The 22,230-nt window shown below is 69.5% G+C and carries 16 protein-coding genes; 8 read left to right on the top strand and 8 right to left on the bottom strand.

The window, feature by feature from the left end; all coding sequences use genetic code 11:
* Positions 1 to 408: 408 nt before the first annotated feature.
* Both ACFWWR_RS41100 and ACFWWR_RS41095 read right to left on the bottom strand, forming a co-directional pair.
* Entirely contained in the window at positions 409 to 639 is a 231-nt protein-coding gene (locus ACFWWR_RS41100) for a hypothetical protein (protein WP_384309077.1), read from the bottom strand.
* Between the two features lie 466 nt (positions 640 to 1,105).
* A complete protein-coding gene (locus ACFWWR_RS41095) occupies positions 1,106 to 2,089 on the bottom strand; it encodes a replication-relaxation family protein (protein ID WP_384309075.1) in 984 nt (327 codons plus the stop codon).
* Positions 2,090 to 2,540: 451 nt separating this feature from the next.
* On the opposite strand from ACFWWR_RS41095, the gene ACFWWR_RS41090 reads away from it, so the two are divergent.
* A complete protein-coding gene (locus ACFWWR_RS41090; protein WP_384309073.1) occupies positions 2,541 to 2,810 on the top strand; it encodes a hypothetical protein in 270 nt (89 codons plus the stop codon).
* A gap of 38 nt (positions 2,811 to 2,848) precedes the next feature.
* Positions 2,849 to 4,027: an AAA family ATPase gene (locus tag ACFWWR_RS41085; RefSeq protein ID WP_384309070.1), complete on the top strand. Its 1,179-nt coding sequence runs from the start codon at positions 2,849 to 2,851 to the stop codon at positions 4,025 to 4,027.
* Between the two features lie 714 nt (positions 4,028 to 4,741).
* Here the strand turns inward: ACFWWR_RS41085 and ACFWWR_RS41080 are convergent.
* Entirely contained in the window at positions 4,742 to 7,093 is a 2,352-nt protein-coding gene (locus tag ACFWWR_RS41080) for a preprotein translocase subunit SecA (RefSeq protein ID WP_384309067.1), read from the bottom strand.
* 409 nt (positions 7,094 to 7,502) lie between these two features.
* On the opposite strand from ACFWWR_RS41080, the gene ACFWWR_RS41075 reads away from it, so the two are divergent.
* From ACFWWR_RS41075 to ACFWWR_RS41060, 4 genes are all read left to right on the top strand, one after another.
* Entirely contained in the window at positions 7,503 to 8,858 is a 1,356-nt protein-coding gene (locus ACFWWR_RS41075; protein WP_384309065.1) for an AAA family ATPase, read from the top strand.
* Between the two features lie 82 nt (positions 8,859 to 8,940).
* Positions 8,941 to 10,764, top strand: coding sequence for a Mu transposase C-terminal domain-containing protein (locus ACFWWR_RS41070; RefSeq protein ID WP_384309062.1), 1,824 nt, complete (start codon positions 8,941 to 8,943; stop codon positions 10,762 to 10,764).
* Positions 10,764 to 11,507 carry an AAA family ATPase gene (locus tag ACFWWR_RS41065; protein WP_384309059.1) on the top strand — a complete coding sequence of 248 codons (744 nt, stop codon included), beginning with the start codon at positions 10,764 to 10,766 and terminating at the stop codon, positions 11,505 to 11,507. Before ACFWWR_RS41070 ends, ACFWWR_RS41065 begins: the two co-directional genes overlap by 1 nt.
* A gap of 13 nt (positions 11,508 to 11,520) precedes the next feature.
* Entirely contained in the window at positions 11,521 to 12,621 is a 1,101-nt protein-coding gene (locus ACFWWR_RS41060; RefSeq protein ID WP_384309057.1) for a hypothetical protein, read from the top strand.
* 71 nt (positions 12,622 to 12,692) lie between these two features.
* Here the strand turns inward: ACFWWR_RS41060 and tpg (ACFWWR_RS41055) are convergent, their stop codons facing one another.
* Positions 12,693 to 13,250, bottom strand: a complete 558-nt coding sequence (gene tpg / locus ACFWWR_RS41055) for a telomere-protecting terminal protein Tpg (RefSeq protein ID WP_384309054.1) — start codon at positions 13,248 to 13,250, stop codon at positions 12,693 to 12,695.
* Positions 13,251 to 14,006: 756 nt separating this feature from the next.
* Here tpg (ACFWWR_RS41055) and ACFWWR_RS41050 point away from each other — a divergent pair.
* Together ACFWWR_RS41050 and ACFWWR_RS41045 are read left to right on the top strand one after the other, a co-directional pair.
* Positions 14,007 to 14,906: a hypothetical protein gene (locus ACFWWR_RS41050; protein WP_266555008.1), complete on the top strand. Its 900-nt coding sequence runs from the start codon at positions 14,007 to 14,009 to the stop codon at positions 14,904 to 14,906.
* 442 nt (positions 14,907 to 15,348) lie between these two features.
* A complete protein-coding gene (locus tag ACFWWR_RS41045) occupies positions 15,349 to 15,717 on the top strand; it encodes a hypothetical protein (RefSeq protein ID WP_384309051.1) in 369 nt (122 codons plus the stop codon).
* 397 nt (positions 15,718 to 16,114) lie between these two features.
* Here the strand turns inward: ACFWWR_RS41045 and tpg (ACFWWR_RS41040) are convergent, their stop codons facing one another.
* The 4 genes from tpg (ACFWWR_RS41040) to ACFWWR_RS41025 form a co-directional block, all read right to left on the bottom strand.
* Complete coding sequence (gene tpg / locus ACFWWR_RS41040) at positions 16,115 to 16,672, bottom strand: telomere-protecting terminal protein Tpg (RefSeq protein WP_384309048.1); 558 nt, start codon at positions 16,670 to 16,672, stop codon at positions 16,115 to 16,117.
* 91 nt (positions 16,673 to 16,763) lie between these two features.
* Positions 16,764 to 18,863 carry a telomere-associated protein Tap gene (tap, locus tag ACFWWR_RS41035; RefSeq protein ID WP_384309046.1) on the bottom strand — a complete coding sequence of 700 codons (2,100 nt, stop codon included), beginning with the start codon at positions 18,861 to 18,863 and terminating at the stop codon, positions 16,764 to 16,766.
* Between the two features lie 57 nt (positions 18,864 to 18,920).
* Positions 18,921 to 21,305, bottom strand: a complete 2,385-nt coding sequence (locus ACFWWR_RS41030) for a Helicase associated domain protein (RefSeq protein WP_384309043.1) — start codon at positions 21,303 to 21,305, stop codon at positions 18,921 to 18,923.
* Positions 21,302 to 21,691, bottom strand: coding sequence for an ankyrin repeat domain-containing protein (locus tag ACFWWR_RS41025; RefSeq protein WP_384309040.1), 390 nt, complete (start codon positions 21,689 to 21,691; stop codon positions 21,302 to 21,304). The genes ACFWWR_RS41030 and ACFWWR_RS41025 overlap by 4 nt, the downstream gene beginning before the upstream one ends.
* Positions 21,692 to 22,230: the final 539 nt, after the last annotated feature.

The following is a 22,230-nucleotide window of genomic DNA, read 5'->3' as shown; positions in this document are numbered from 1 at the left end:
CGGCGTTCTCCGGCAGCGAGGTGACCTTCAACGGCGCGACAGGTTCGATTCCTCCGCTCCAATGATCCCGGGGAGGCGTAATCGGTCGTTTGCGCCCCCCCAATCCAAGGGGAGGAGATGGCGAAACCGGGGCGTATCGGCATACTGGTCCGATCGGGTTCCCTCCGCAGTTTCGCCTCCCCATCGCGCCCCTCTCTCGGTGGCGATCCGTGTCTGTTCACGCCGGGCGGGGAGAAGGCCAGTTCAGCCCTGGGCGTCAACCGAGGCGACGCCAAACTGAACTCCCTGCGCGGTTCTTACTGGACCGCCAGCGTCGCGCGCGTTGTCGATCAAGGCCGCCCGCTCGTGGAGTGTGTACGACGCTCTGCAACGACAGCCCGGCCCCGACGCCCGGCCATCCCCCAGCGCCTACGCCGCAGTGCCCCGCCCCTGGCCGGCCTCGCCCGGGTCCCCCATCGGCCGGGTCAACCCATCGTCCTCCCTCACGCGCCGGCCCGGCTCCGTCTCGTCCAGCTCCCAGTAGTGCCGGCACTCGTCGCACCGGTACTCGGGAACCTGCACGCCGATCAGCACAGCCCCCTCCGGGCAGGCATTGCCGTCACCGCGCCCCAAACACTCCAGCTCCCCGGTATCCCCCATGCGTTCGACCGTGCGCCGATTCCGCGGAGGCCAGGGAGGGCGCCGGTGGGGGCGCACGGGCGCTCAAGCCTGGTGCAACGCCCCACCATCCTCCAGCAGCCCCACAGGCGGCCCGCCGACTGCCAGCTCCGCCGTCGTTGTGCGCAATCGGGCTGCCTGCCGCATTACGCAGAGAACAGGGCGGTGGACAGCGGCGTTGCGCAACCTGGGCCATCCGATTGCGCACACCCTTCGCGGGACCGGTGACGGCGCCCTGTCCACCCCAACCCGCGCACCGGCTGCGCAGCCGGTGCGCGGCACTGCGCAGCGGATGCGCAACGCTGTGACCTGCATGGTTGGGCTTGTGGTCGGGGTGGTGGGGGACGTGGTCGGGCCCTTGGTCGGGATGCGCGCCGCCTGCGTGCCACCGCTGCGCAATGGCCAGTGAGGGGTGGTGGCGCATGGGATGACTGCAGCTTGCGCAGAGTCATGGCCTGCTGTGGTCGCCCCAGGAGTGCGGTCGCGCAGGACGTGGCCGTGGGCTTTGCGCAGGCGGGTGCGCAGTCGCGACGGGGACCGGCGACTCCATCCAGCCGACTCTCTGGTCGGGGTCCTGTACGGGTCGCCATACGGGCGCTGACGGCCCGTTGCGGAGCAGGTCGACTAACGGGGCCGCCAGGACGGGAACCTCCCGCAGGAAGCCGGCCAGGCCCAGATTCCGGGTTGTTGCGCGCAATGCCTGGATCCTCGTCTCGATGCCGTCCGGGCCGGTGCCGTCAAGGACGAACAGCAGCCGCGGGAACACCGGGTAGCGCCGCCGCCAGTCCTCCTGCGGCGGCTCCTGGCCGAAGGCCGGCCGGGGCCGCCCGACGGACACGGGCACGTACTCATGCAGGCGGGCATAAGCGTGGATCTTCGCGGCCAGGCGCTCGGGGCCCATGGTGGCCCGGTCGACCTCCACAAACGCCCGCAGCATCGACCAGCTATCGGCTTCAGCAGAGCCGCTGCGGTAGTACATGAGGGCGTCGGGGATGACAGCTTCGCCGCTGCCGAGGGGGTGGTAGACCTCGGGGATCCAGTCCAGCGGCCGGCACACATCCCCGCGGCGCCGGGCGTCCTGCAGGAAGGCGAGCCCGGTCTCGGTCACTACCAGCGCGTGCCCCACCCGCAGCCGGGCGGCCGTCCGGTCAGCCACCAGCTTCGACGGCTGCCAGTCCCGCAACTCCGGCCACTCCGAGGCGACCTGGACGCCGTACTGGGTGGCAAACCACACCCGCGTCCGGCCGGCCTGCGGCAGGGTGATGCGGTCCACCAGGCCCTCGTCGCGCAGTTTGGCCAGCCGCCGCCTCGTCTGTTCGATCCGCACCCCCGGCGCGATTATCAGGTGCATCTGTTCAGTGGTCGCCATCCGGTACTGCGCCAGCACCGCCAGTGCCAGCCGGTCCCCACCACCCGCATCCGCATTCAGCATCGTCGGCCTCCCGCTGCCGCTTCTGGTTCATGCGGCGCCGACCTGCACGGCGCCCCGCGTCCCAGCCACAGCAGCAGCCGGCCCCGACCGAGATCCCGACCGTGGAAGCCCGACCACGGTCACGAAACGACAACACCGCCCCCAACCAGGCCTAAAACCCGGCCACAGTCACCGCCGACAACCCCACCGACAACTGTCCGCACCCATCGGAAGCCTGACGACGTATCCGCAGCTCACCATGCCTTTCAGGCTGTGGTCGGGAGCCCGACATCCCCCTCTGCACACCCCCGCGTCACCCCAGAACAGAAAGAAGGGAAGGGGAGGGACGGGCGGCGGAAGGGGCGTGCGGCCGGGGGACCGGGGCGTCTGCTGTCCTGTTGCGCGTCGGCGGGGCCTCCGCGCTGGGTACCGGGCCGGCGCACCGCAAGGGAGTGGGGCAGGTGTGGCTGGCGTGGGGTCAGCGCGCGGCAGACTCGCCGGTCCTCTGGCGCGTGTCGTGCTCGTAGAGGGCGCGGGCCTCGGTCACGGCACGCTGCCAGCTGCCGTCGCTGCCGCCGTGCTGGCGTGCCAGCTGTGCGGCGATGCCGCGCCGGTGCCCGCCGGCCTGCCGGAGTTCCTCGAGGGCGAGGGCGACGGCCTGGTCGCGCTGGGCGCGGCTGGGTCCGCCTCCCTGATTGCCTCGGCCGTCTCCTTGACGCCGTCCAGCGGCCTGCAGGTGTAGGAGCGGGCCGGGGGGCTGGGCTGCCGAGGGCGTTGGTGGTGCGTCGTTTGCTGGAGCGGCAGCAGGCGGGGGAGTTGTCGACGCGGCATGTGCGTGCGGTCGCTGAGGTGGTGGGTGGTTCGGAGCGTACGGTGTGGCGCTGGCTGGAGCAGGCGAAGTCGACGGGGCGTGTGGAGGCGCCGGTCCGGCAGGGGTATGCGGTGTCGGACGAGGTGTGGGAGCTGCTGGGTGAGGCGGGGGGCAATGTTTCGGAGCTGAGGCGTCGGCTGGTGGCTGCCGGCGGTGAGGTGCCCATTCCGTCGATGTCGACGTTGTGCCGGGTGATCCGCAGGGACCGTCGGGCGGGGCGGGCTTTGCTGACCGGGCGGGAGCCTGAGGTTGCCGGGTCGCGTCGGCCGGATCCCCTCAGCGAGCTGGGCCTGAACGTGGGGGCCGAGAAGGGTGGGGGTGGGCAGGTGTTTCTGCGGGAGCAGAAGCACTTGGCGCAGGTCCCGGTCCTGGTACCGGGCGCCCAGGTGGTGCACACATCTGCCGTGCGGTCGGTGCTGCGGACGGTCGCGCACGCGGCCGCCGTGGGGGCGGTGGTGTGTTTGTACGGCGACGCCGGCCACGGCAAGACCGTCGCGTTGCAGTACGCCCTGTCCCAGCTGCCGCACCCGGCCAGGGTCCGCCGGGTCCACGTCGGTGTGCATCCGACGGTTCCCGAACTGCGCCGGGTACTCGCGGACGCCCTCGAGCTGGGCAGGCGTCTGCCGCGCGGGGCGGGGGAGGCCGACCTGATGCTGGTGAACGCGTTGCGACAGCCCCGCGTGCTGGTACTGGACGAGGCGCAGCGCCTTCCGGGACCGGCGCTGGAGTTTCTGCGCGGGCTGTGGGACCACCCGGACACGGACACGGCACTCGTGCTGGCGGGGGCGGGCAGCGAACGGGCACTGCGCCGGGTGCCCGCGCTGGCCTCTCGGGTGCTGACCTGGGAGTTGGTGCCTCGTCTTCGCCCGGGCGAGGTGGCAGCGGCGATGGCGGCCTTCCACCCGCTGTGGGAGGAGGTGGCCGAGGACGATGTCGTGTGGGTGGACGAGCATGTGGGCCACGGCAATTTCCGGACCTGGGCGAAGCTCACCTCGCACCTGACCGCCGAGATCTACGGCAAGCGCCGTGCGGTAGTGGACCGCCGGATGCTGGAACGGGCCTGCGCACGGCTCATGGGGCCGCTGTGACCGGCGCTTCCGGGCCGGGAGAGGGCGCTTCCCGCTCAGGCGTGCACGAGGACGGTCCCAACGTGCGGGGAGGCCTGCCTTCTTCCTCCCTGTCGGCGCTGCGCGGTCCTGCCGTGCGCCGGCTGCTTGCCCTGCGGCAGGAACAGAAATTGACCACCCGTCATGTACGGCTGATGGCGGAGTCGTTGGAGGTGACGGAGCGCACGGTGTGGCGGTGGCGCCGCTGCCGAGCGTGACGAGTCCGCGGCCGCGGAGCCTGGGGCGCGGGCCCAGAGCAGGGACCGCTTCTCCGTCACCTCGGAGGTGCGCCGCCTGCTGGGCTTGTGGATGTGAGTGGGCGTGTTGGTGGCAGCGTTTGTGCGTCAGCCGTGTGCGGTTGTTGATTGCCTGGTCATGCGCTGTGGGCGTGGGCTGGTCTGCTGTCATGAGGTGACCAAGTGGCTGCCGTTTAGTGGCTGGGGTGGGGCGGGTTGGCTGTCATGGGGGTGGCTGTTCCTGCCGGGGTTCTTTGTAGGCCGGTGCTGTCGGCATACCGCGACGGAGATCTGTCCAGACGCTCCGGGACGAAGCCGAGGCCGCAGGAAGGCGCACAAGCCTGTCCCGCGGATCCGGCTGCTCACCGACGGGTGCGGCTCCGTGTAGTGCGTCCAGATGTGACGTCGGCCTGATCGTCGGCGCTGGTGCCGTTGGAGGAGCTTCCGGCGAGGATCGTCCCTACCACTTCCGCTTGTGCCGTGCTGCGTTCCTCGTGCCGCTCTGCGGCCGCTTGGCGTTTGGATGGATCGAGCGGTGAAGCTCTGAGGGTGGCCGCAGGGACGACAAGCTGGCCGTCAGCGCAGCATCAAGTGGCCCGGTGTGCCCGTCGTAACAAATGTCGAGGAGCTTGCGGGTCGGTTGGTCGTAGAGGAAGACGACGCCTCTGGGCAGACCGAGCTGGTGCTTCTTGGCCCGGAGGTAGTCGCGGAGCCTCCTGTCGGTTTCGTCGGGGTCGGCTCCAGCCGGGCGGGTGGCCCACACGAACAGCCAGCCCTCTGCCGGGTCGACGCTGGCCGCGAGCGGCACGGTCAGGCTACGGCCCTTGGGGCTCGGATTGTCGAGGAGTTCATCGCCGTGGCGGGCGAACTCGCGCTGCACGTCGGTTGCCCCAGACAGCAGCGTGGCGCCGATGCTCAGCCATCCAGTGACATTGCGGGACTGCAACTCGTCGACCAGCGGCGCGAGCGGCGATGGCACCATCGCCGGCTTGGGCGCCCGTACTGAATGCGCGCCGTCGCGCCCTCGGGTGTGAAACCACTGGTCCAGCGCATCGGTTCGGCTGGTCAGGAACGCAGGCTTTCGTGTGCGGTAGCGGCGCAGTTCGGCTGTGGCGGGCTCGGGCAGGAAGGGGAACGCCGCACGCACCTGCACCGGGTCGGGTTCTACCCACAGGCCTGCCTCGAAGAAGTAGAGGAACAGATCCATTTCGTCGGGCGCATGGAACATCACCGTGACCTCGGGGTTGCGGCGCCGACGCAGGTACAGCAGGAACTCGGCCGGACGCGCCACCAGTTCGGTGATCAGCTCAAGATCGTGCAGGGAGACCGTCCAGGGAATGTTGTCCGCGGCCAGCAGGCCGGCCCGCACCAACTCGGCGGTGGCAGTCAGGACCGTCGATATGTCATCGAGGCTGACGGCGATGGTGTGGATCTCACGGATATGGCTGAGGTCGATCCATCCCTCGTCTTTGCTGCGCAGGCCGCCGTCCCGCTCGATGGCGTCGCGCATGCGCCCGGCCTGTTCGGCCGCTTTGGTGATGATGCCGGTCAGGTCGGTACGGATCCGTGCCGTCTTGCCCCCGCGGGATAGCGCGCTCAAGGCGACGGCCTTGTCCTCCACGATGATGGCGACATCGTCGAGGACGATGAGGTGGTCGCCCTCGGCGCGCTTGGTGTACTTCGACGGGTCGGCGGCCTCGGCTTCGTCATCGCTCGCGGGCAGGTAGTACTCCAACCCGTCCCGGAATCGGGCGCCGGGAAGGACACGCTCCAGCGCGGCGTGTGTGCGGGATTCGAGAAGGTCTCCGCGGTGCTTGGCGTACTGGCTCCATACCGGGGCCGTCTTCTTCAGGTGTTCCTCGAGGTTCTCCCGCACAGCGAACACGTTCAACGCCGGGTGTGGCAGCATCAGACGCCCGTCTGCGCCCACGATAAGTGGCCGCGTTCGCAGCGGGTTCCTTCCGCTGGTGAACGCCTCGACGACATCCATCGGACTGTCCGTCCCCAGGTCCAGGCGGAACCGCTCGACAACGGCCCGGACACACTCTTCGGCCAGGCCCGTATGCGCAACGATGTCGTCGATCGTGACAGTGGCCTGCTCGGCAGGTGGCTCGAACATCGACGTGACGCTGAGCATGGCCTGTTCCGTCAGATGTCTGTCCGCCCGGCCTTCCTCCTCCGCCGCCATCGCGTCCAAGACCGCATTGCCCATCGCCTCGATGCGGTCGTTCAGACTGTCCTGCTGCAGGTTGTGGCAGGCGTCGAGGACGGCTACTGCATCCGTGGCGTTGAAGCCCAGTTGCGCCTGCAGGGCTGCGCGGACGCTCTCAACACCGTCAAGGAGCGCCAGATTGGTTTCCTCTACCATTTCCGGATATGACGGATTGCGCATCCATACTTCGGCGCCCCGAATGAACAAGGACACCATGGCGAGCTTGTCGGTCGGGTCAGCACGTGCGAATGAACGCAACTGCGCAAGGTAGAGGACCTTGCTCAGTCCCTCCTTCGCGCTGGAGACGAAGTGGCTCATCTCCTGAAACCCGGCTTCGGACGCGGCCGCCGTCCCTATCTCCTGCCGGGCGGTCAGGGCAATCAGCGTCAGCAGCTCGACATAGACCGCCCCCGCTTCCGCGGTGACAGGTAGCTCGCCCTCGCGGGCCATCGGCAGGAATTGCTGACGAGCCACCTCTATAAGCCGGATCGCGTCGAACCGCGGCACCTCCACGACGAACTCCTCGATCGCCGCAGCGAAGGCCGCGTCAGCCTCAGACGCAGGGTCGTCGCCAGTGAAGGAGGCCATGAGTGTGGTCATGGTGATCAAGGAATCCGCTATGACCTGCGCGTGCGGATCGAGCACCGGCGTCCCCGACGCGGAACGGCGATGTCTCTTGTTACGCGATTCGCGTCGCTTCGTGCGGGAGCCCATGGGTCACTTCACCACGCAATACGGGCGGCCAGCAAAGGGTTTGGCGTTGCACAGCCTCCACTGGCGACAGCTGCCTGCGCGAGGTCAGAAGAATCTTTCCCCGGCCATCGGCCCATCGTGCCCGACTGTGCACCTGCGCTGCTGCCTGAACGGGCGTGGCGATGAGGTGTCCGCCGGCTGCTGTCATGGGGTGACCGGGTGGCTGTCACGGTGTGGCTAGCAGATCGCGGTCCGGCTGTGTTGGGTTTTCCGGTCTTCGTGTGGAGGGGGTGGCCGGGGCGGTGGGGTTGGCTGTGTGACGGGTTCGGGAACCCCGGTGGGGGAGACGGTGCCGGGTCCGGCTGTTGTGGCGGTGGCCGGGCGGGTGGAGCGGGCTGTGGTGGTGCGGCGGCTGCTGGCGGTGGACCGGGGTGAGGGCTCTCTGTCGTCGTTGCATGTGCGGATCGCGGCCGGTTTGGCGGGGGTGTCGGAGCGGACGGTGTGGCGGTGGCTGGCCGAGGGACGCGAGGGGCGGGTAGAGGCGCGGCCGCGGCAGGGCGGGTTCACGGTGGGCGACCCGTTGTGGGAGGTGCTCACCCAGGTCGGCGGGAACGTCGCCGAGCTGCGCCGCAGGATGCTCCGGGCACAGGACGAGGGCGTGCTTCAGCGCTGGGAGGCGGAGTTCGTGCCGTCCTTGGCGACGCTGCACCGTGCGATCAAGGGCGAGCTGCGTGCGGGCCGGGTGCTTCAGGTCGCCCGCACGGCGTCGGGCCGGGTGGAGCCGAGCCGGTACGACCGGGCCCTGGCCGAACTCGGCTTCACAGATGGTGCGAACGACCTGCCGGTCGTGGACGGCCCGGACGCCTTGCCGTCCGGTACGGGCGGTGAACAGCGGCCCGGCGCGGTGAAGACCGCTTCGCGGGCCCGGGTGTCGGGTGGGGTGCGTCTGTATGCGCCGGGGGCGCGGCTGGTGTCCACGCGGCAGGTGGCCCAGGTGGTGGAGGCGGTGGGGCACACGGTTGGGGCGCGGGGGATCGGCTGCGTGTACGGGGATGCGGGGTTGGGGAAGACGGTCGCGGTCGAGCAGGCTCTGCATCTGCTGCCTGCCCGGGTGCCGGTGTGGCGGGCGGTGGTGGGGGTCAGGCCCGGGCTGCCGCAGGTGCGGGCCGCGTTGTGCGAGGCGCTGGGGCTGCCGTCGGGGTCCTTGACCCACCGTGCCGGTCCGGCGGACCAGGCGCTGGCGGAGGCGCTGGCCGAGCCGGGTGTGCTGTTCCTTGACGACGCGCAGCGTCTGTCGCCGCCGGTGCTGGACTACCTGCGCCAGCTGTGGGATTCGCCGGGCTGTGCGGCTGCCCTGGTGCTGTGCGGGGCGGGCAGTGAGCGGGCGCTGGCCCGGGCCGCGGCGCTGCGTTCCAGGGTCCTGACCTGGCATCAGGTCAGCCGTCTCGATACGGAGGATGTGCCGCGGACGCTGGGTCTGTTTCACCCGGTGTGGGAGGACGCTGATCCGGCCGACCTGGGGCGGGCGGATGAGCTGACCGCCCGCGGCAACTTCCGTACCTGGGCGAAGATCACCTCGCATGTCTGTGCAGCCCGGGGCCGCGACCCCGGTGCGGGCGTGGATCGGGACGCGATCGACCAGGCCTGCGCCCGGCTCGGTCCGTACTCATGACGGCCCCTCTCACGCGCCCGGGGCACACCGGTTCCGACGGCGGAGCACCTCATCCCGTTCGGCGAGGAGGGGAAGCGGCGCGATGACGGACAACGGACCGCAGGACACCCATGGCGGCCACGGCGTTGACGCGGGAGGGCAGTGGCTGCCACCGCCGGGGGATCCGGCGGGTGTGCTCGGGAAGCAGTCGCTGGTTGCGCTGCGGGCGCCTGCGGTGCGGCGCCTGCTGGCGTTGCGGGCCCGGGGCGGTCTTTCGCGGCAGCATGTGCGGCTGGCGGGGGAGTGCCTGGGGGCGTCGGAGCGCACGGTATGGCGGTGGCTGGCCGAGGCGTCCCGGAGTCCGGCGGCGGCTGCGCATCCCGGAGCCCGCCGCACCGGCCGGTTCGAGATCACCGCGGAGATCCGGGTGCTGCTGGCGTACTGGCACGGCAACGCCTCCGCAGTCCACCGCCAGCTCGTGGAGCGCGCCGCGGCCGAGGCCGGGGGCGTACGCGCGCAGACGTCCGGCGCTTCCGCGCCCGTCCCTGCGGGCCCGGTGGCTGTTCCGGGTGGGGCAGCCCTGTCGCAGGTGCCGCTGCTGGATCCGGTCCCGTCCCTGTCGACGTTCCTGCGGGCGCTGCGCCGTGATCTGACGGCGGGGGAGCGCGCCGGTCTCGCCATCGGAGCGGAGGCAGCACGCGCCCATGACGTGTTCGGCAAGCGGCCGCCGTCATGGCGCAACTACGCCTGGGAGACCGACCACGTCCAGGCCCCGCTGCTGGTCGACGCCGACGGCGACCTGGTGCGCCCGTGGATCACCTGGTTCATCGACACCGCCACCAAGGTCATTACCGGCACCGCTGTCACTCCGGGCCATCCCTCCCGCGCGTCGGTGCTGGCCGCCTTGCGCGCCGCAGTGGTGCGGGATGAGCCCTACGGCCCGGCCGGGGGAGTGCCGGAGTTGGTGAGGGTGGACCGGGGCAAGGATTTCCTGTCGGCGGCCGTCACCACGGCGCTCGGCGCGATGGGCGTGACGGTCAAGGACCTGCCTGCCTACAGCCCGCATCTGAAAGGCACGGTGGAGAGCCTCAACCGGGCTGCGGACCGGATGCTGTTCGCCGCCCTGCCCGGCTACACCGCCGGGCTCACCGGGCCCCGCTCGCAGCGGCGCGGACGTACTGCGGTGGCGGTGTCCGCCCTGTCGTTCCAGGACTTCACCGCGGAGGTCCTGGAGTGGACGAACTGGTGGAACACTGTGCATCGCCCGAAAGCACTGTCGGGCCGTACGCCGCTGGAGGCGTGGCAGGCCGATCCGACCCCTGTCACCGACATCCCCGCCGCCGACCTGTGGTCCTTCACTCTCGAGGACGACGGCCGGCCGCGGAAGCTGACCAGCCACGGCGTGAGCTGGCGCGGCCGCACCTACACCGCCGCGTGGATGACCGGCCAGGCCGGCCGCCAGGTCCGCGTGCGCTACATGCCGCACCACGACCACGAGATCGAGGTCTGCGACGCCCGTGGCCGACACCTCGGCCCGGCGCACCTCGCGGACGCGGCCACTCCCGAGCAGTTGCAGGCGCTGCGCGAGGCACGTGCGGAGCGCGCCCGGCGCCTGCGCGCCGACGTGAAGGCCGCCGAACGCCTGCGCCGCCAGCGATTCGCTCCCACCACCAGTGCGGAGCCCGCCCAGCGGCTGGGAGCCGTCACGGCCGCCCAGGTAGAGCGTGAACTCGCCGCCGCCGACTACACCGACGTCGCACGGCTGGCACTGCCCGACCTGATCCCGCCCGCCCCGCCTCCGGCGCACTGGCGCACTCCGCCCGCCCTTGCGGCTGGCACAGCGACGCCCCCGCCCGCCTCCGCTCCAGCAGACCCGCCAGGGGACGTTACGCCGGAGCCCGACTCTCGACCCGCAGGAGACGCCTGATGACCGCGGCCACCTACCAGTACGTCGACCTGCCCGACGCGGCCGTCGTCACCACCCGGGCCCTGCTCACCGCGCGGGAGAACATCACCGACACCGTCGCCGCACGCGCCATGATGTGCATCCACGGCGGCGCCGGCCACGGCAAGACGCTCGCGGTCAACACCTGTCTGCACGAACTCGAACCCGCAGAGGACGTCCGACGGGTCACCTTCCGTGCCCGCCCCACCGCCCGGGCCGTGCGCTTCGAGCTGTTCACCGCGCTCGACCTGCCCGGTGAACCACCCCGCCATCCCAGCGAGTTCGACCGCCTGCTGAAAACCGCCCTGGCCGAACACCCCCGCACCTTCCTCGTCGACGAGGCCCAGTGGCTCAACGGAGAGGCGTTCGAATACTTTCGCTACCTGTGGGACGAGCCCGCCACCCGCTTCGCGGTCGTCTTCGTCGGCGGCGAGGGCTGCCACACCGTGCTACGCCGCGAACCGATGCTGTCCTCCCGGGTCTTCATCTGGCAGCACTTCACCCGCCTCACCCCAGACGAAGTCCAGCAGGTCATCCCCCTGTTCCATCCGGTGTGGGCCGACGCCGACCCCGACGACATCGCTTTCGCCGACAGCCACGCCGCCCATGGCAACTTTCGCGCCTGGGCCCAGTTGACCGCCCACACCCGCACCGCCCTGACCCGCACCGGCCGGACCCGGGCCGACCGGGAACTACTGCGCTGGGCCTTCAGCCGCCTCGCCTGACCACCACGCCGCCATGCCGCCCACCATGCCACCGTCCGTCGCCGTGGTCCTCGACCCGGGCGACGATGCGATCCACACGCACACCGCCCTTGCCGCCCACCATCCGTCCTCCGGGCGGATCACCCTGCACCCCGGCCCGGGCAGCACCAGCGAGACCGGCCTCGCCCACGACCTTCTCGCCGCTCTGGGTAAACCGCCCCTGCTCCCGGGGCGTTTCCCCGCCGGCCGTCAGCCCGCCTGGGAAGCCGCCACCGCCTGGATCACTGCCCTGCCCGTCACCCGGCTGACCGTCCTGCGCGCCCACCGCCTCACCACCCGCCGCACGATGCGCCTCCTGCAGCTGCGCGCTCTCTCCGGCATCCGCCTGACCCTGGTCTGCCACCGCCCCCATCTGCCCGCCGCCCTGCACCAGGCGCTGCAGACGGCCGACTACGCCGTCACCACCGACTTCCAGGCCGCCCGCCGCCACTACTACGGAACGACCGCACTCGTACCCCAGCTTGTTGATGAACCCGCCCGGCCGGCAGACCGGTGGCTCACCCTGTCCGTGCTGGACCGCCTCGTCTCCTACGACAGCCCCGCTCCCTGCACCGCCCCGTGCATGCCGCCGCCGATCGTCTTCCGGCACCGCCCGCCACCCGCACCGCTCACCGAGCAGACAGCCGGGGAGATCGCCCGACGCCTGGCCATCGTGACCGCCAACCCTCGCTTGGCCGCAGCCCTCGCCGCCGCGTCATTCACAGGCGCGTCCTTCCAGCAGCTCGCCACCGCCCGCCCCGGCGACTACGACGACGCGGCGGCCAGCCTGGCCCTGCACGACCGTGCCCGCTACACCGACGGCTGCGCCACCTACGGCGTGCCGCCGTGGGCACGCACCTTCCTGAAGGCTGCCGTGTGCTTCGCCCGGCTCGCGCCCGGCCAGGACCGGCATCTGCTAGCCGGCCCCCACGACCGCACCCACCTGCTGCGCTTGGCCGAAGCAGCGAGGCTTCGCCCGCCACAACCGCCCGCCAGCCAGCGCACCGGCCGTATCCAGTGGGATTGGCGCGAACGCAAGGAAGCACAGCGCTACGACACGGTGCTGACGCGGCACCAGACCCCACCTTCGCCCTGAGCCCAGACCCCGACACCCAGGGCCGGCAAGGGAAAGACGGCGCCGCGCGGCACAGCGAGCCGGGGGTGTGGTCAGCCGATGGAGAAATCGACGAACTCCACGTCGGTGAAGGCGATCCCGAGGCCGTGGGCACGACGGCCTCCGTCCCGGAAGTAGGCATGGCCCAAAGCTCGGGCGAGGATCACCATCTGCTGCTGCTCGCCCGCGCCGGCGTCCCGGGCGGCGAACAGTTCTCGAGCGACCTCCCCGGACAGGCGCTGGGTGATGCGCCGTACCCGCGGGTCATCCGAGGACCGGGCCGCGTCGGCAAATCCGAACCGCGCCCTGGTATGCAGGACGAAGCCTTCCGCTTCGGCCCGGGTCCGTCGGCGGGCCCGTACCCGAGGTTGCCACCTGGCCGAGACCGCCTCCTCGATCACCTGGATCTGCGCAGGCCCCGGCGAACGCCGCGCTCCGGGCTTCTTCGTCACCCATCGCTGCACGGTGCGCTGCGACACCTCCAGTACGACGGCCACCTGCCGGGTGGAGCCCTGGTACGCGGCGAGCAGGAACCGCAAGCGGGTCTCGGTGTCCGGGGGAACGGGCCGAGTGCGCAGCGCGCGCTCCAGCCCCTGCGCGATCTCTCCCACGTCCATCTCCCTTGATCGGCCTGCGGGGGCTCCTCCCTACGGCCCCTGGTGTCAGGTCTCGCACACCCGGCGACTCCTGCCCGCCGGTTTCGGTGTCTTCGTGACAGCGCCGGCCGCCGTCGGCTACGACACCCGGGCACGGGCCGGTGAAGGGGCATGCCGCACCGCCCCCAGCTGGCGATGTTCATCCGACCCGGGCACGGCGAGGCGTTCTCGGTGAGGGGAAGGCCGAGAGGTCGGCCGGACTTGCTGACGGGGAGCGGGGGCTGTCGGACCGTCAGTCACGGATTGTGTTGATGCTGAGCGGTAGTTCGACGAGACTGGTCATCGAGAACTCGACGTTCGGGCACACAAGAGTGCCCCGGGGGCCGAGGCCCCCGGGGCGGGCGGGTGCTTTCCGGTGATCAGGAGCGGGGAGGCACAACCCCGCTGAGACCTGATCCGTCGTCACTGCCCGAAACCATCTCCTAGTGGACGACGGGCTGCGACTGCCGGTTGACCCTGCGGCAGACACCGTCGATCACGCGGAGATTGGGAGGCACAACCCCTCCGGCGATCCGTCCTCGGCCTGCTTGTCTTCGACGGTACAGGAACCCGCCGAAGGAGGGCAACAGGCTTATGCGGGTCGGCCGTTGGGAACCCTACCTTTGTACCGGGCAGACGACGGCAGTACCACGTTCCTTAGCAACCTTTGCGCAGGGGTGGTTTGTTGCTAGCAACCGGCACTAAAGTACTCAATGAACTTCTCCTACTTCGATGAACAGCGAGGACCCGGTGCAAGCGGAACGGACGTCAGAAGCGACGAGGGCCCCCTCGGCGCGCTCGCTCAAGATGGCCGAGAGCGCGGCACGGCTGGGGCGGCGCAGGGCACAGGTCCGGTACACCTTCGTCGAACGGTTCACCCACGCTGAAGAGCCGCCGCCTCTGGCCCGCATGCTCCGCGGCGGCCGGGGAGGCCAGGTCCGGCTCAAGCTCTACCTGAGCTATCTGTGGCTGCAGAAGGATGACACCGCCCGGGAGCTGGCCATCCGGCACAACGCCTGGGCCACGCTGCTCGATCTCCCCGATCCCGAGAAGGCGGGAGCCCGCCGGATCGCCGACGCGCAGGCGTGGCTGGAGGAGCACCGCTTCATCGACGTGACCCGCACCGGCCGGCTGAACCTCGTCACCGTTCTCGACGAGACCGGTCGCGGAGAGCCCTGGATCGCTCCGGGCGCGGCCGCGAAGAAGGAGAAGGAGTCCAGCGACCTCGGCGCCCTGCTGCACCGCTACATCCAGATCCCGCAGACCTTCTGGACCCACGGACACATCGCCGTTCTCTCCGGCGCCGCGGTCGCCATGTTCCTCACCCTGCTGTGCGAGAACGGCGGACTCGGCGAGGACCGCGCTCTGTGGTTCAGCCCCAGGGAGGCGGAGAGCCGCTTCGCGCTGAGCGAGGACACCCGCAGTAAAGGGCTGCGGGAGCTGGCGCACGCAGGGCTCGTCACCACCAAGCGCCGCCCGGTGAACGAGACCGACTTCCAGGCGGAAGCGCTCTACATGCGCAACGTGCACTTCCTGCGGTTGGAGCGCCTCGCCGAGCCCGCAGCCGTCACTCCGCGGCGGCGCGTGGTCAGGGTCCCCAAACAGCGTGGCACCTCGGCGGGCACTCCTTGATTTCCAGGGCACTGCTGTGGGCGGGAGCTACCCAAGGAGGACGCCGGCCTGCTGCTCCGGCCCGAGCCCAGGAGGTCTGTCCCGGGCCGGAGCAGCAGGGCTCGGCCGGCGTCCGGGATCATGACGCGTAAAGGGCCGCCGGGCATGTCCGGGCACCCTGGGGGTAAAGGCCTTGACGAGACAGAGAAAATGCGTAGCATTCTGTTCTGCGAGGGCCGGTCTGCCCTCGGCGATACAGTTACACCTACGAGATGGCGAACCGTCCGACGGCTCGCCATGTTGTCGTTCTGGCGGCGATGCACTAAACTGGTAGCAGCAACAGAGAAGAAATTGAGGCGCGCTCGCGCCCTAGTCCTGGCATAGCTCTGCCCGGGCGAGCAGAAGGCTCGTTCCCGGGATTTTTTATACCCAAAATTAGGAGTGAAAATTGAATGTTATCGGCATGACCAAGCAGGAGAGCGTGATGACTGTGGGCGGCAGTGACCCTGCTGGCCGCACCATCGAAATGGCATCTGACCTGCCCTTTTCTGATGATGTTGAAGGAGGGTTCCGACGGGTGGGCGGTGAGGTTCGCGTCTCTTCCCGGAGCGCGGCGGAGAGGGAGGGCCGTGCGGGGCGGATACAGGAGAGAGTGGCGTGGTTGACCCTCGCGGCAACAACCATCCCCTTTATTCTTCCGTTTATCATTCCTTCCCCTGCTGATGAAGGAAAGGTACAGGTCAATGTATCCGTTGTAGTCGTCGAGAATCATGTTGTAGTGAACCCTGGATATTTCGTATCGGTTCGAACGAAGGAGGAAACGTCGAAGTAACTGGAACAGCCTTTTCTGTTATGCCGCCGAGCGCCGCTCGGCGTTTTTGTTTGCCTTTTTTCACGGGGAGGGGCTCCGGGCGACCGGGCGCCCCTCCCCGCCGTGTGCCTGGCGGCGGCCTGCGCGGACGCCGTCATCTCACCCGGCTCTCTCCTGTAGAGCGAGAAGGCGGTGAGGCGGTGGGACCGCGAAGGGTGGTATGGCCCGCTCGGCATACGGCGCGCAGCTGCTCATGGGTCTCCCGCTCCCGCCGCTCTGCTTCCGCGGGCTGCGCGGCGCTCAGTCCCGAGCTCTGGCCGCCGGACGGCCGCCTGGGCCGCATCCTCCGCGCTCCACATCACGCTTCGCCCTCCTGTGCCCGCCCCAAGCAGGTGCTGACGTCCATGCAGGTGTGAGGTCAGTAGTCGAGGTCGAGGTAGTCGATGTCGTTGAGGGTGACGTCGGAGAGTCCCAAGGCGCGGCTTCCGCTGTCTTGGAAGTAGATCTCTTTGAGTCCTTCGGCGATGATCTGGCGCATCTGTTGGTCGCTGGCTCCGGTGTTGCGGGCGTCGAAGAGGCGTTGTGCGTAGGCCGGGGGGAGGTGCACGGTGAGGCGCCGAAACCGTCCGTCGTCGGTGGTGCCGATGGGTGCGGTGTAGCCGAAGCGGGCCCTGGTCTCCACCGTGATCCCGGTCATGGTGGCCGCCTGTTGCTGGCGGCGTTTGCGGACCTGGGGCTGCCAGCGCTGCCGTACGGCGGCGTCGATCCGTTCGGCGATGGCCTGGGGCGGGTGCTTGCGTTCGCCCTTGCGGTAGCGCTCCACCGACCGCTGGCTGACCCCGATCTCCTGGGCCACGGCTTTCGTCGTCTTGAGCTGCTTCATCAGGAAGTTGATGCGCGCCTGGAGTGTCTTGGGCGGCTGTCGGGTGAAGCTCTCCCGGTCGGCTCGCTCGATGGCGTCCTCGATCTCTGCCACGGCTCAGCCCTTCTCGACGGTGGGGTCCTGACCGCCGGCGTCGGCCGGCGGAAACCAGGTGTTGTGCGTGGGGCCGGTGTCGGGCACTGGCCTACTCGCCTTCGTCGAGGACGGCGTCGCCGCCCTTGATGTGGCGGGCGGGGTTGTAGCCCTGTTCCATGAGGTCGACGGCCCAGAGCATGGACTGGACGCCTTCGAGTTTGGCCAGGCCGGGTGTGGGTCCGAGGCGGAACCCGCCGGGCTGCGGCTTGCCGGACGCGGCGTACGGCAGGAAGTCGAGCGGCGAGTCGCCCGGTGAGGGGTAGACGACGCAGTCGGAGAGTACGGCGAGCGGGTACAGGCCCGTCATCTTCGCCATGTTGTTGAGCTTGCGGTGCATGTTGATGCGGGCCTTGGAGATGACGGCGGCGCGGATGTCGGGGCGCCAGGTCGGCCGCTGGAGGGCCGGCCACCGCTCGCCCTCCTTGTACTTCTTGCCCTGCGGGCGCTCGCGCAGCTTGCCGATACCGCCCTTGACGGTGGCCTTGATGGCGGCCAGGACAGCCGCCATCGCCGGGTCGACGTCCTTGTGCCGCTCCATCGCGGCGAGGAAGGCGCCATCGTCCAGGTCCCGGGTGACGCCGAGGTCGGCGAGGGTGTCGACGTAGGCGTTCTTCAACCGGTCGTGCCACGGGTCCAGGTACGCGCCAGTCTCGCGGCGCAGGTACGCCTCCAGCGGAGCGACGTTGCAGCCGAGCTCCTGGGCGTAGGCGACGGTGTGCGTCTGATACCAGGCCGGACCCGTCGGCCGGGTGCCGTCCGGCGTGAACGGCGAGGGCAGACGCGGGTCCACCTCGACGTGGGACAGATCGACCAGCCAGGAGCCGGGGATCTTCGGGTTGAACTTCGGGGCGTGGCAGTGGTCGGGCGCGGACAGGCCGACGACCAGGCGCGCCGCGGCGGCGAGGAAGGCGGTGTTCAGATCCAGGCCGACCGCGTACGGCAGCGTGCACTCCTCATCCGTCAGCAGGCTGACGTCGCGCACCCACTGGTACGCCTCCTCGTTCAGGAACCCGCCGCTCCAGCCGCTGTCGACGACGACGGGGTGTTCGGCGGTGGCCTCCGGCGGCGCAGGGTCCATCGGCTCCGTGCCCAGCGAGCCGGGGTTGTGGCCGGGCACCCAGTTCCCCGTCTGCGGGTCCTGCACCGCGCGGGTGGGCGGCCGCAGCGCCGTCATCAGCTCCAGCCCGGACACGGCCGTCGACCCGCGCGGGGTGATGACCCGCTGGGCGTAGATGCCGAGGACGCGGGCGACGTCGGCCGGCTCCATCTGCGCAACGCCGGGCCAGGACCGCTCATCGAGGGCGTCCCACGACAGGATCGCCAGCTGCACGCACTGCCGCTCGCGCCCCTGGACCTTGCGGTAGATCCTTGCCCACGGCCCGAACCCGCGCTGGGTGAGCCGCCATTTCGCCTTCACCACCTGCTTGACCACGGGGTGATCCTCCGGCAGGCGCAGGGAGCGACGCTGCTCATGGCCCTCCAGGCGCTCGGGCAGTCCGAGCGTCACGGCGGCCGCGGCGGTGAGCACGATCAAAGGGTCGCTGTCTTTGCCGTTGCGGTGCAGACGCGGCGCACCGAGCCCGGATTCCTTGAGCGTCCACTCCACCAGCTCCACCACGCTTGTCGCCGGGCAGTCGAGCACGATGCCGCCCGTGCCGTACGCGGAGCCGTCACCGTCCAGCACAGCGAGCGGGCCATGCGGGAACCGCGGATCGGCTGCCGGCTTCGCAGCCTTCTTAGGGGCCGGACGCCGCGATGCCGGGCCAGCCAGGGTGGCGGGACGCGCCGGTCCCGCCCCTGGAACGTCGACAGGCTCCGGGGCGTCTGCCGACTCCACCTCGGACGTGGCCGGTGCGGCGGACGCAGCTGCCACCGTCGCGGCAGCCGAGACGACACCGGGGGCCGGATACTTCGCCGCCCACCCGTTCAGCAGCCGCTGGTAGGCATCCAGGCGCGGCGACTTCGGCTCGCTTCGGCCGTTCTCCCAGTTCTTCACCGACTGGGTCGTCGTCTTCAACGCGGTAGCGAGGCGGGCCTGAGTGATGCCGGCAGCCTCACGCAGCCGAGCCCGCTCCGCCGGAGGCGGCAGGTGCGGCTCCTCATTCAATAGAGCGTCGACGGACGCGAACAGCTCTTCCTCAGATGGCATGCCCCGCACCTTTACTCGAGACCCAACCAAAACTTATCCACCAACTTACCCCCTCCCTTAACCTTCCGATGCCCACGCCAGCCCGATGTCGGCCAACTGCTGGAGTTTGTCGTCACCGAGTTTGGCGCGGCGGGTCTTCAGGTTCATGATCCACACTCCGAGTTTGACTTCTGTCCCGTCCGGCAACGTCTCTACGTGCCCCCGTGGGACCGTCATGGATCCCTCCCGGGTCTTGTACTGCGCCAGGGCCGCAACACCCCGCTCGAAGGCCCCCATGGGCGTCGTGGACGGCTTCGCGGGCTCCTCCGGCTCCGGGGCGAGCGGCTTGATGCCGAGCTGCTCCAGGCGTTCGCGTTGCCCGTCGTGAAGGGCCTGCCAGACCTCGGGCTTGCGCTGCCGGGCCAACCACTTCCCGACGTCCATGGCGTGGACTGTGAAGCCAGGCAGGACTTCCGCTTGGCCCTCCTCGTCGGCGACCAGCTCGCGCAGCGCGGCGTAGTGGCGCTGCCACTCCGCCGGCCACGCCGGGTTCCAGTCCTCGTCGATCTCCTTGAGCGCGGTCTCCCACTCCGGGTGCCCGTCCAGCGCGCCTGCACGGCGCAGGTTGCTCAACCACTGTCCTACCGGCCTGTCCAGGGCCACGGCGGACCTCGGAGCGCAGAGGGTCCAGTGGTCCGCGTAGAACGCCTTCGCGGCTTCGAGGTTCTCCTGGAAGCGTTCATCGGCTGGCGACCAGACCATGCCGAGCTGTTCGAGCCGTCGGGCGCGCTGGCCGGTCATCTGCCCGGCTGCGTAGGCGCGTCGTTGTTCCGCGACCCATTGCCCAAGCGGTGTCGCGCCCTCGCGGTGTCCGTAGGGCACCCTCGCGTTACCGACCCGCTCGACGTACGTCTTCAGCTTCGCCCAGCCGCGGGCCCAGTCCTGGCGCTCGGTGTCGATCACGTTGAAGGAGACCCAGTCAGCGACCATCACCGGGTCGCGTGGGGCGGCGAAACGGAGCAGCAGCCGTGATTCTTCTTCGCCGCCTTTTGGTGCGACACCGATGTTCACCGACGGTTGCGCGACGCCCTTCTGGGGCTCCTGGGGGATGGCGAGCAGTTCCACGGCCTCTTCATCGTGGGCCCGCAGACCTTCTAGGACTTTCACCAGGGGCCGGTAGGAGCCGGAGGTGAACATGTCCTCGGGCTGCTCTCCGGGCTGGAGGAATACCGGCACGATCAGGGAGGCGAGCTTGCCTTGTCCGGGCTTTTGCCGGAGTGCCCGGCCGATGGCCTGGACGATGTCGTGCGGGGCGCCCTTGGGGTCCAGTAGGGCAACTGAATCCACGCTTCGAATATCTACACCCTCGCCCAGGACACGACAGTTCGAGAGCACGGCCCGCTGCCCCGTCGACCCGAACGAGCCAATGACCTCCCGCCGACGTTCGGGGACGTGCTCGCCGCACAGCCAGTTGGCCCAGATCCGCTTCGGGTGGGTCTCGGGCTGGTCGGCGTGCAGTTTGGCCGCGACGCGCTCCAGTCCTTCCGCGTACGCCTGTGCCTCGATCGTACGGTGGTGGAAGGTGATGCACGTCTGCAGCTCGTGCTGCGCCATCGTGTGCAGCAACGCGGCCTGCAAGGCCCCAAGACGCTGCCCCCGCACCTCTTCCGTGTGCCGCTCCTCACCCATCAGCCGCTCCGGGGTGACGACCGGGTCCTTCAGCTCCAGCACGATGATCTGATACCGCGCCAACAAGCCCCGGGAGACGGCAGATGCGAGCGAGAGCTTGTAGAGGACGGGCCCGAAGACCTTCTCATCGTCCATGGACGCCGCCATCTCCCGCGGCAGCGGATCCCGCCCCCCTTCCGCAACCTCGCGGTTCAGTCGCTCTTCCCAGATCCGCGGCGTGGCCGTCAGGTATAGCCGCCGGTACGCCGGGATGACGCTCTGGTCGTGGATGTCCGCCCACGCCTTACCCATCGACCCCGACGTCCGGTGCGCCTCATCAACCACCGCGAGGTCCACCGCGGCCAACTTCTGGCCGTAGACGCCCTCGAACGCCTCCGCCAGCACCCCCAGCGACGCGTAGGTGGCGTAGATAGTCACGGGCCCGGAACCGTGCCACAGAGCCAGCTGCACGGGGTTCGTGGTGGACCGGACCTTGAGGCTCCACAGCTCCGGGTCGTCCTGGAGCGAGCAGACGGCAACGGCCGGCCCCTTGTGCCCGGCGTCGTGCCACGCCTTCACCGTCTGTGCCAGCAGATCCAGCGTCGGCACCAGGACCAGCACCCGCCCACGGGGCACCATCCGCCGCGCCGCGGCCGCGGCCATGAGGGTCTTCCCCGTTCCGCACGCTGCATGGACCTGTCCGCGCAGGCCCTGTGCGGGGATACCGCCCGAAGGCACGTCCAGGCCTCGCACGATGGCGTAAACGGCCTCGGCCTGGTGATCCCGCAGCTTCACGACCGCCCCTCGCTTTCCCTGCCGGTCCCAGCCTCTTCCCCACGCGCCAGCCAGCGTAGGAGGAGCCGCTCGGCCAGTTCATGGTCGTAGGAGCGCGCGACCTGCAAGGGCGTGTCGCCACTCAGGGCCGGCAACCGAGGATCAGCCCCGTAGGTCAGCAGGATCGCGGTAGCAGCCGCGTTCAACCGATGACCCGACTGAAGATGACTGTCTCCTTCGATCTCGATGGCATGGGTAAGCAGCGTGTGACCAAAACAGATCTCGTTGGGATCCGCTCCGGCATCCAACAGGACGGTGAGCGCCTCGTATTCGCTCATTTCGACGGCCTCATGTACAGGTGTCCATCTCTCGACAGCCGGAACCAACCGGTGGTTCTGATCAGGCATCTGAAATCTCCGCGCATGTGGATGATGCCCATCGGCGAATGGGCCGTAGGTGGTGCTGCTGGTTCCCAGACTCTACACAGTGCATAACCGTGATGCATCACTCTTGCATCAACCTTCCGCCACAGGATGATAGATGACTGATTCTCACCCCATCGCGGCCTGTTGTCCTGTATGCTGACAACGCGCTCGTGAACGTGATCAGACCGTTTCGAGAGTTGGGGAGGGGTTCGGGTGGAGCGCAGCGGAACCCGTCACTGCATCGAGGGCCGGCACCCCTCCAACCGGATGGTCCGTCAACTCTATTGGTTGGGTGATGGCTGGAAACCCCAGACGCTACACAGGCCCGCGCATGATGCACCCTGCCCCTTCGTAGCCAGCTCATGGAATCCCGCTTGCGGGATTCCATCAATTCGCGCTTGCGCGAATTGACACGCACTCAGAATTCCGCTTGCGGAATTCAATTCCCGCGCTTGCGCGGGAATTTGGCGGAGCGTCAGCGGAGCCGTCACTACCGCGCGGCTTGCCGCGCGGTATCCCGC

Source organism: Streptomyces sp. NPDC058678 (genome assembly GCF_042714835.1).
Taxonomy (GTDB): Bacteria; Actinomycetota; Actinomycetes; order Streptomycetales; family Streptomycetaceae; genus Streptomyces.
The sequence above is the reverse complement of the archived record's forward strand: the minus strand, read 5'-3'. Positions and strand labels throughout refer to the sequence as shown.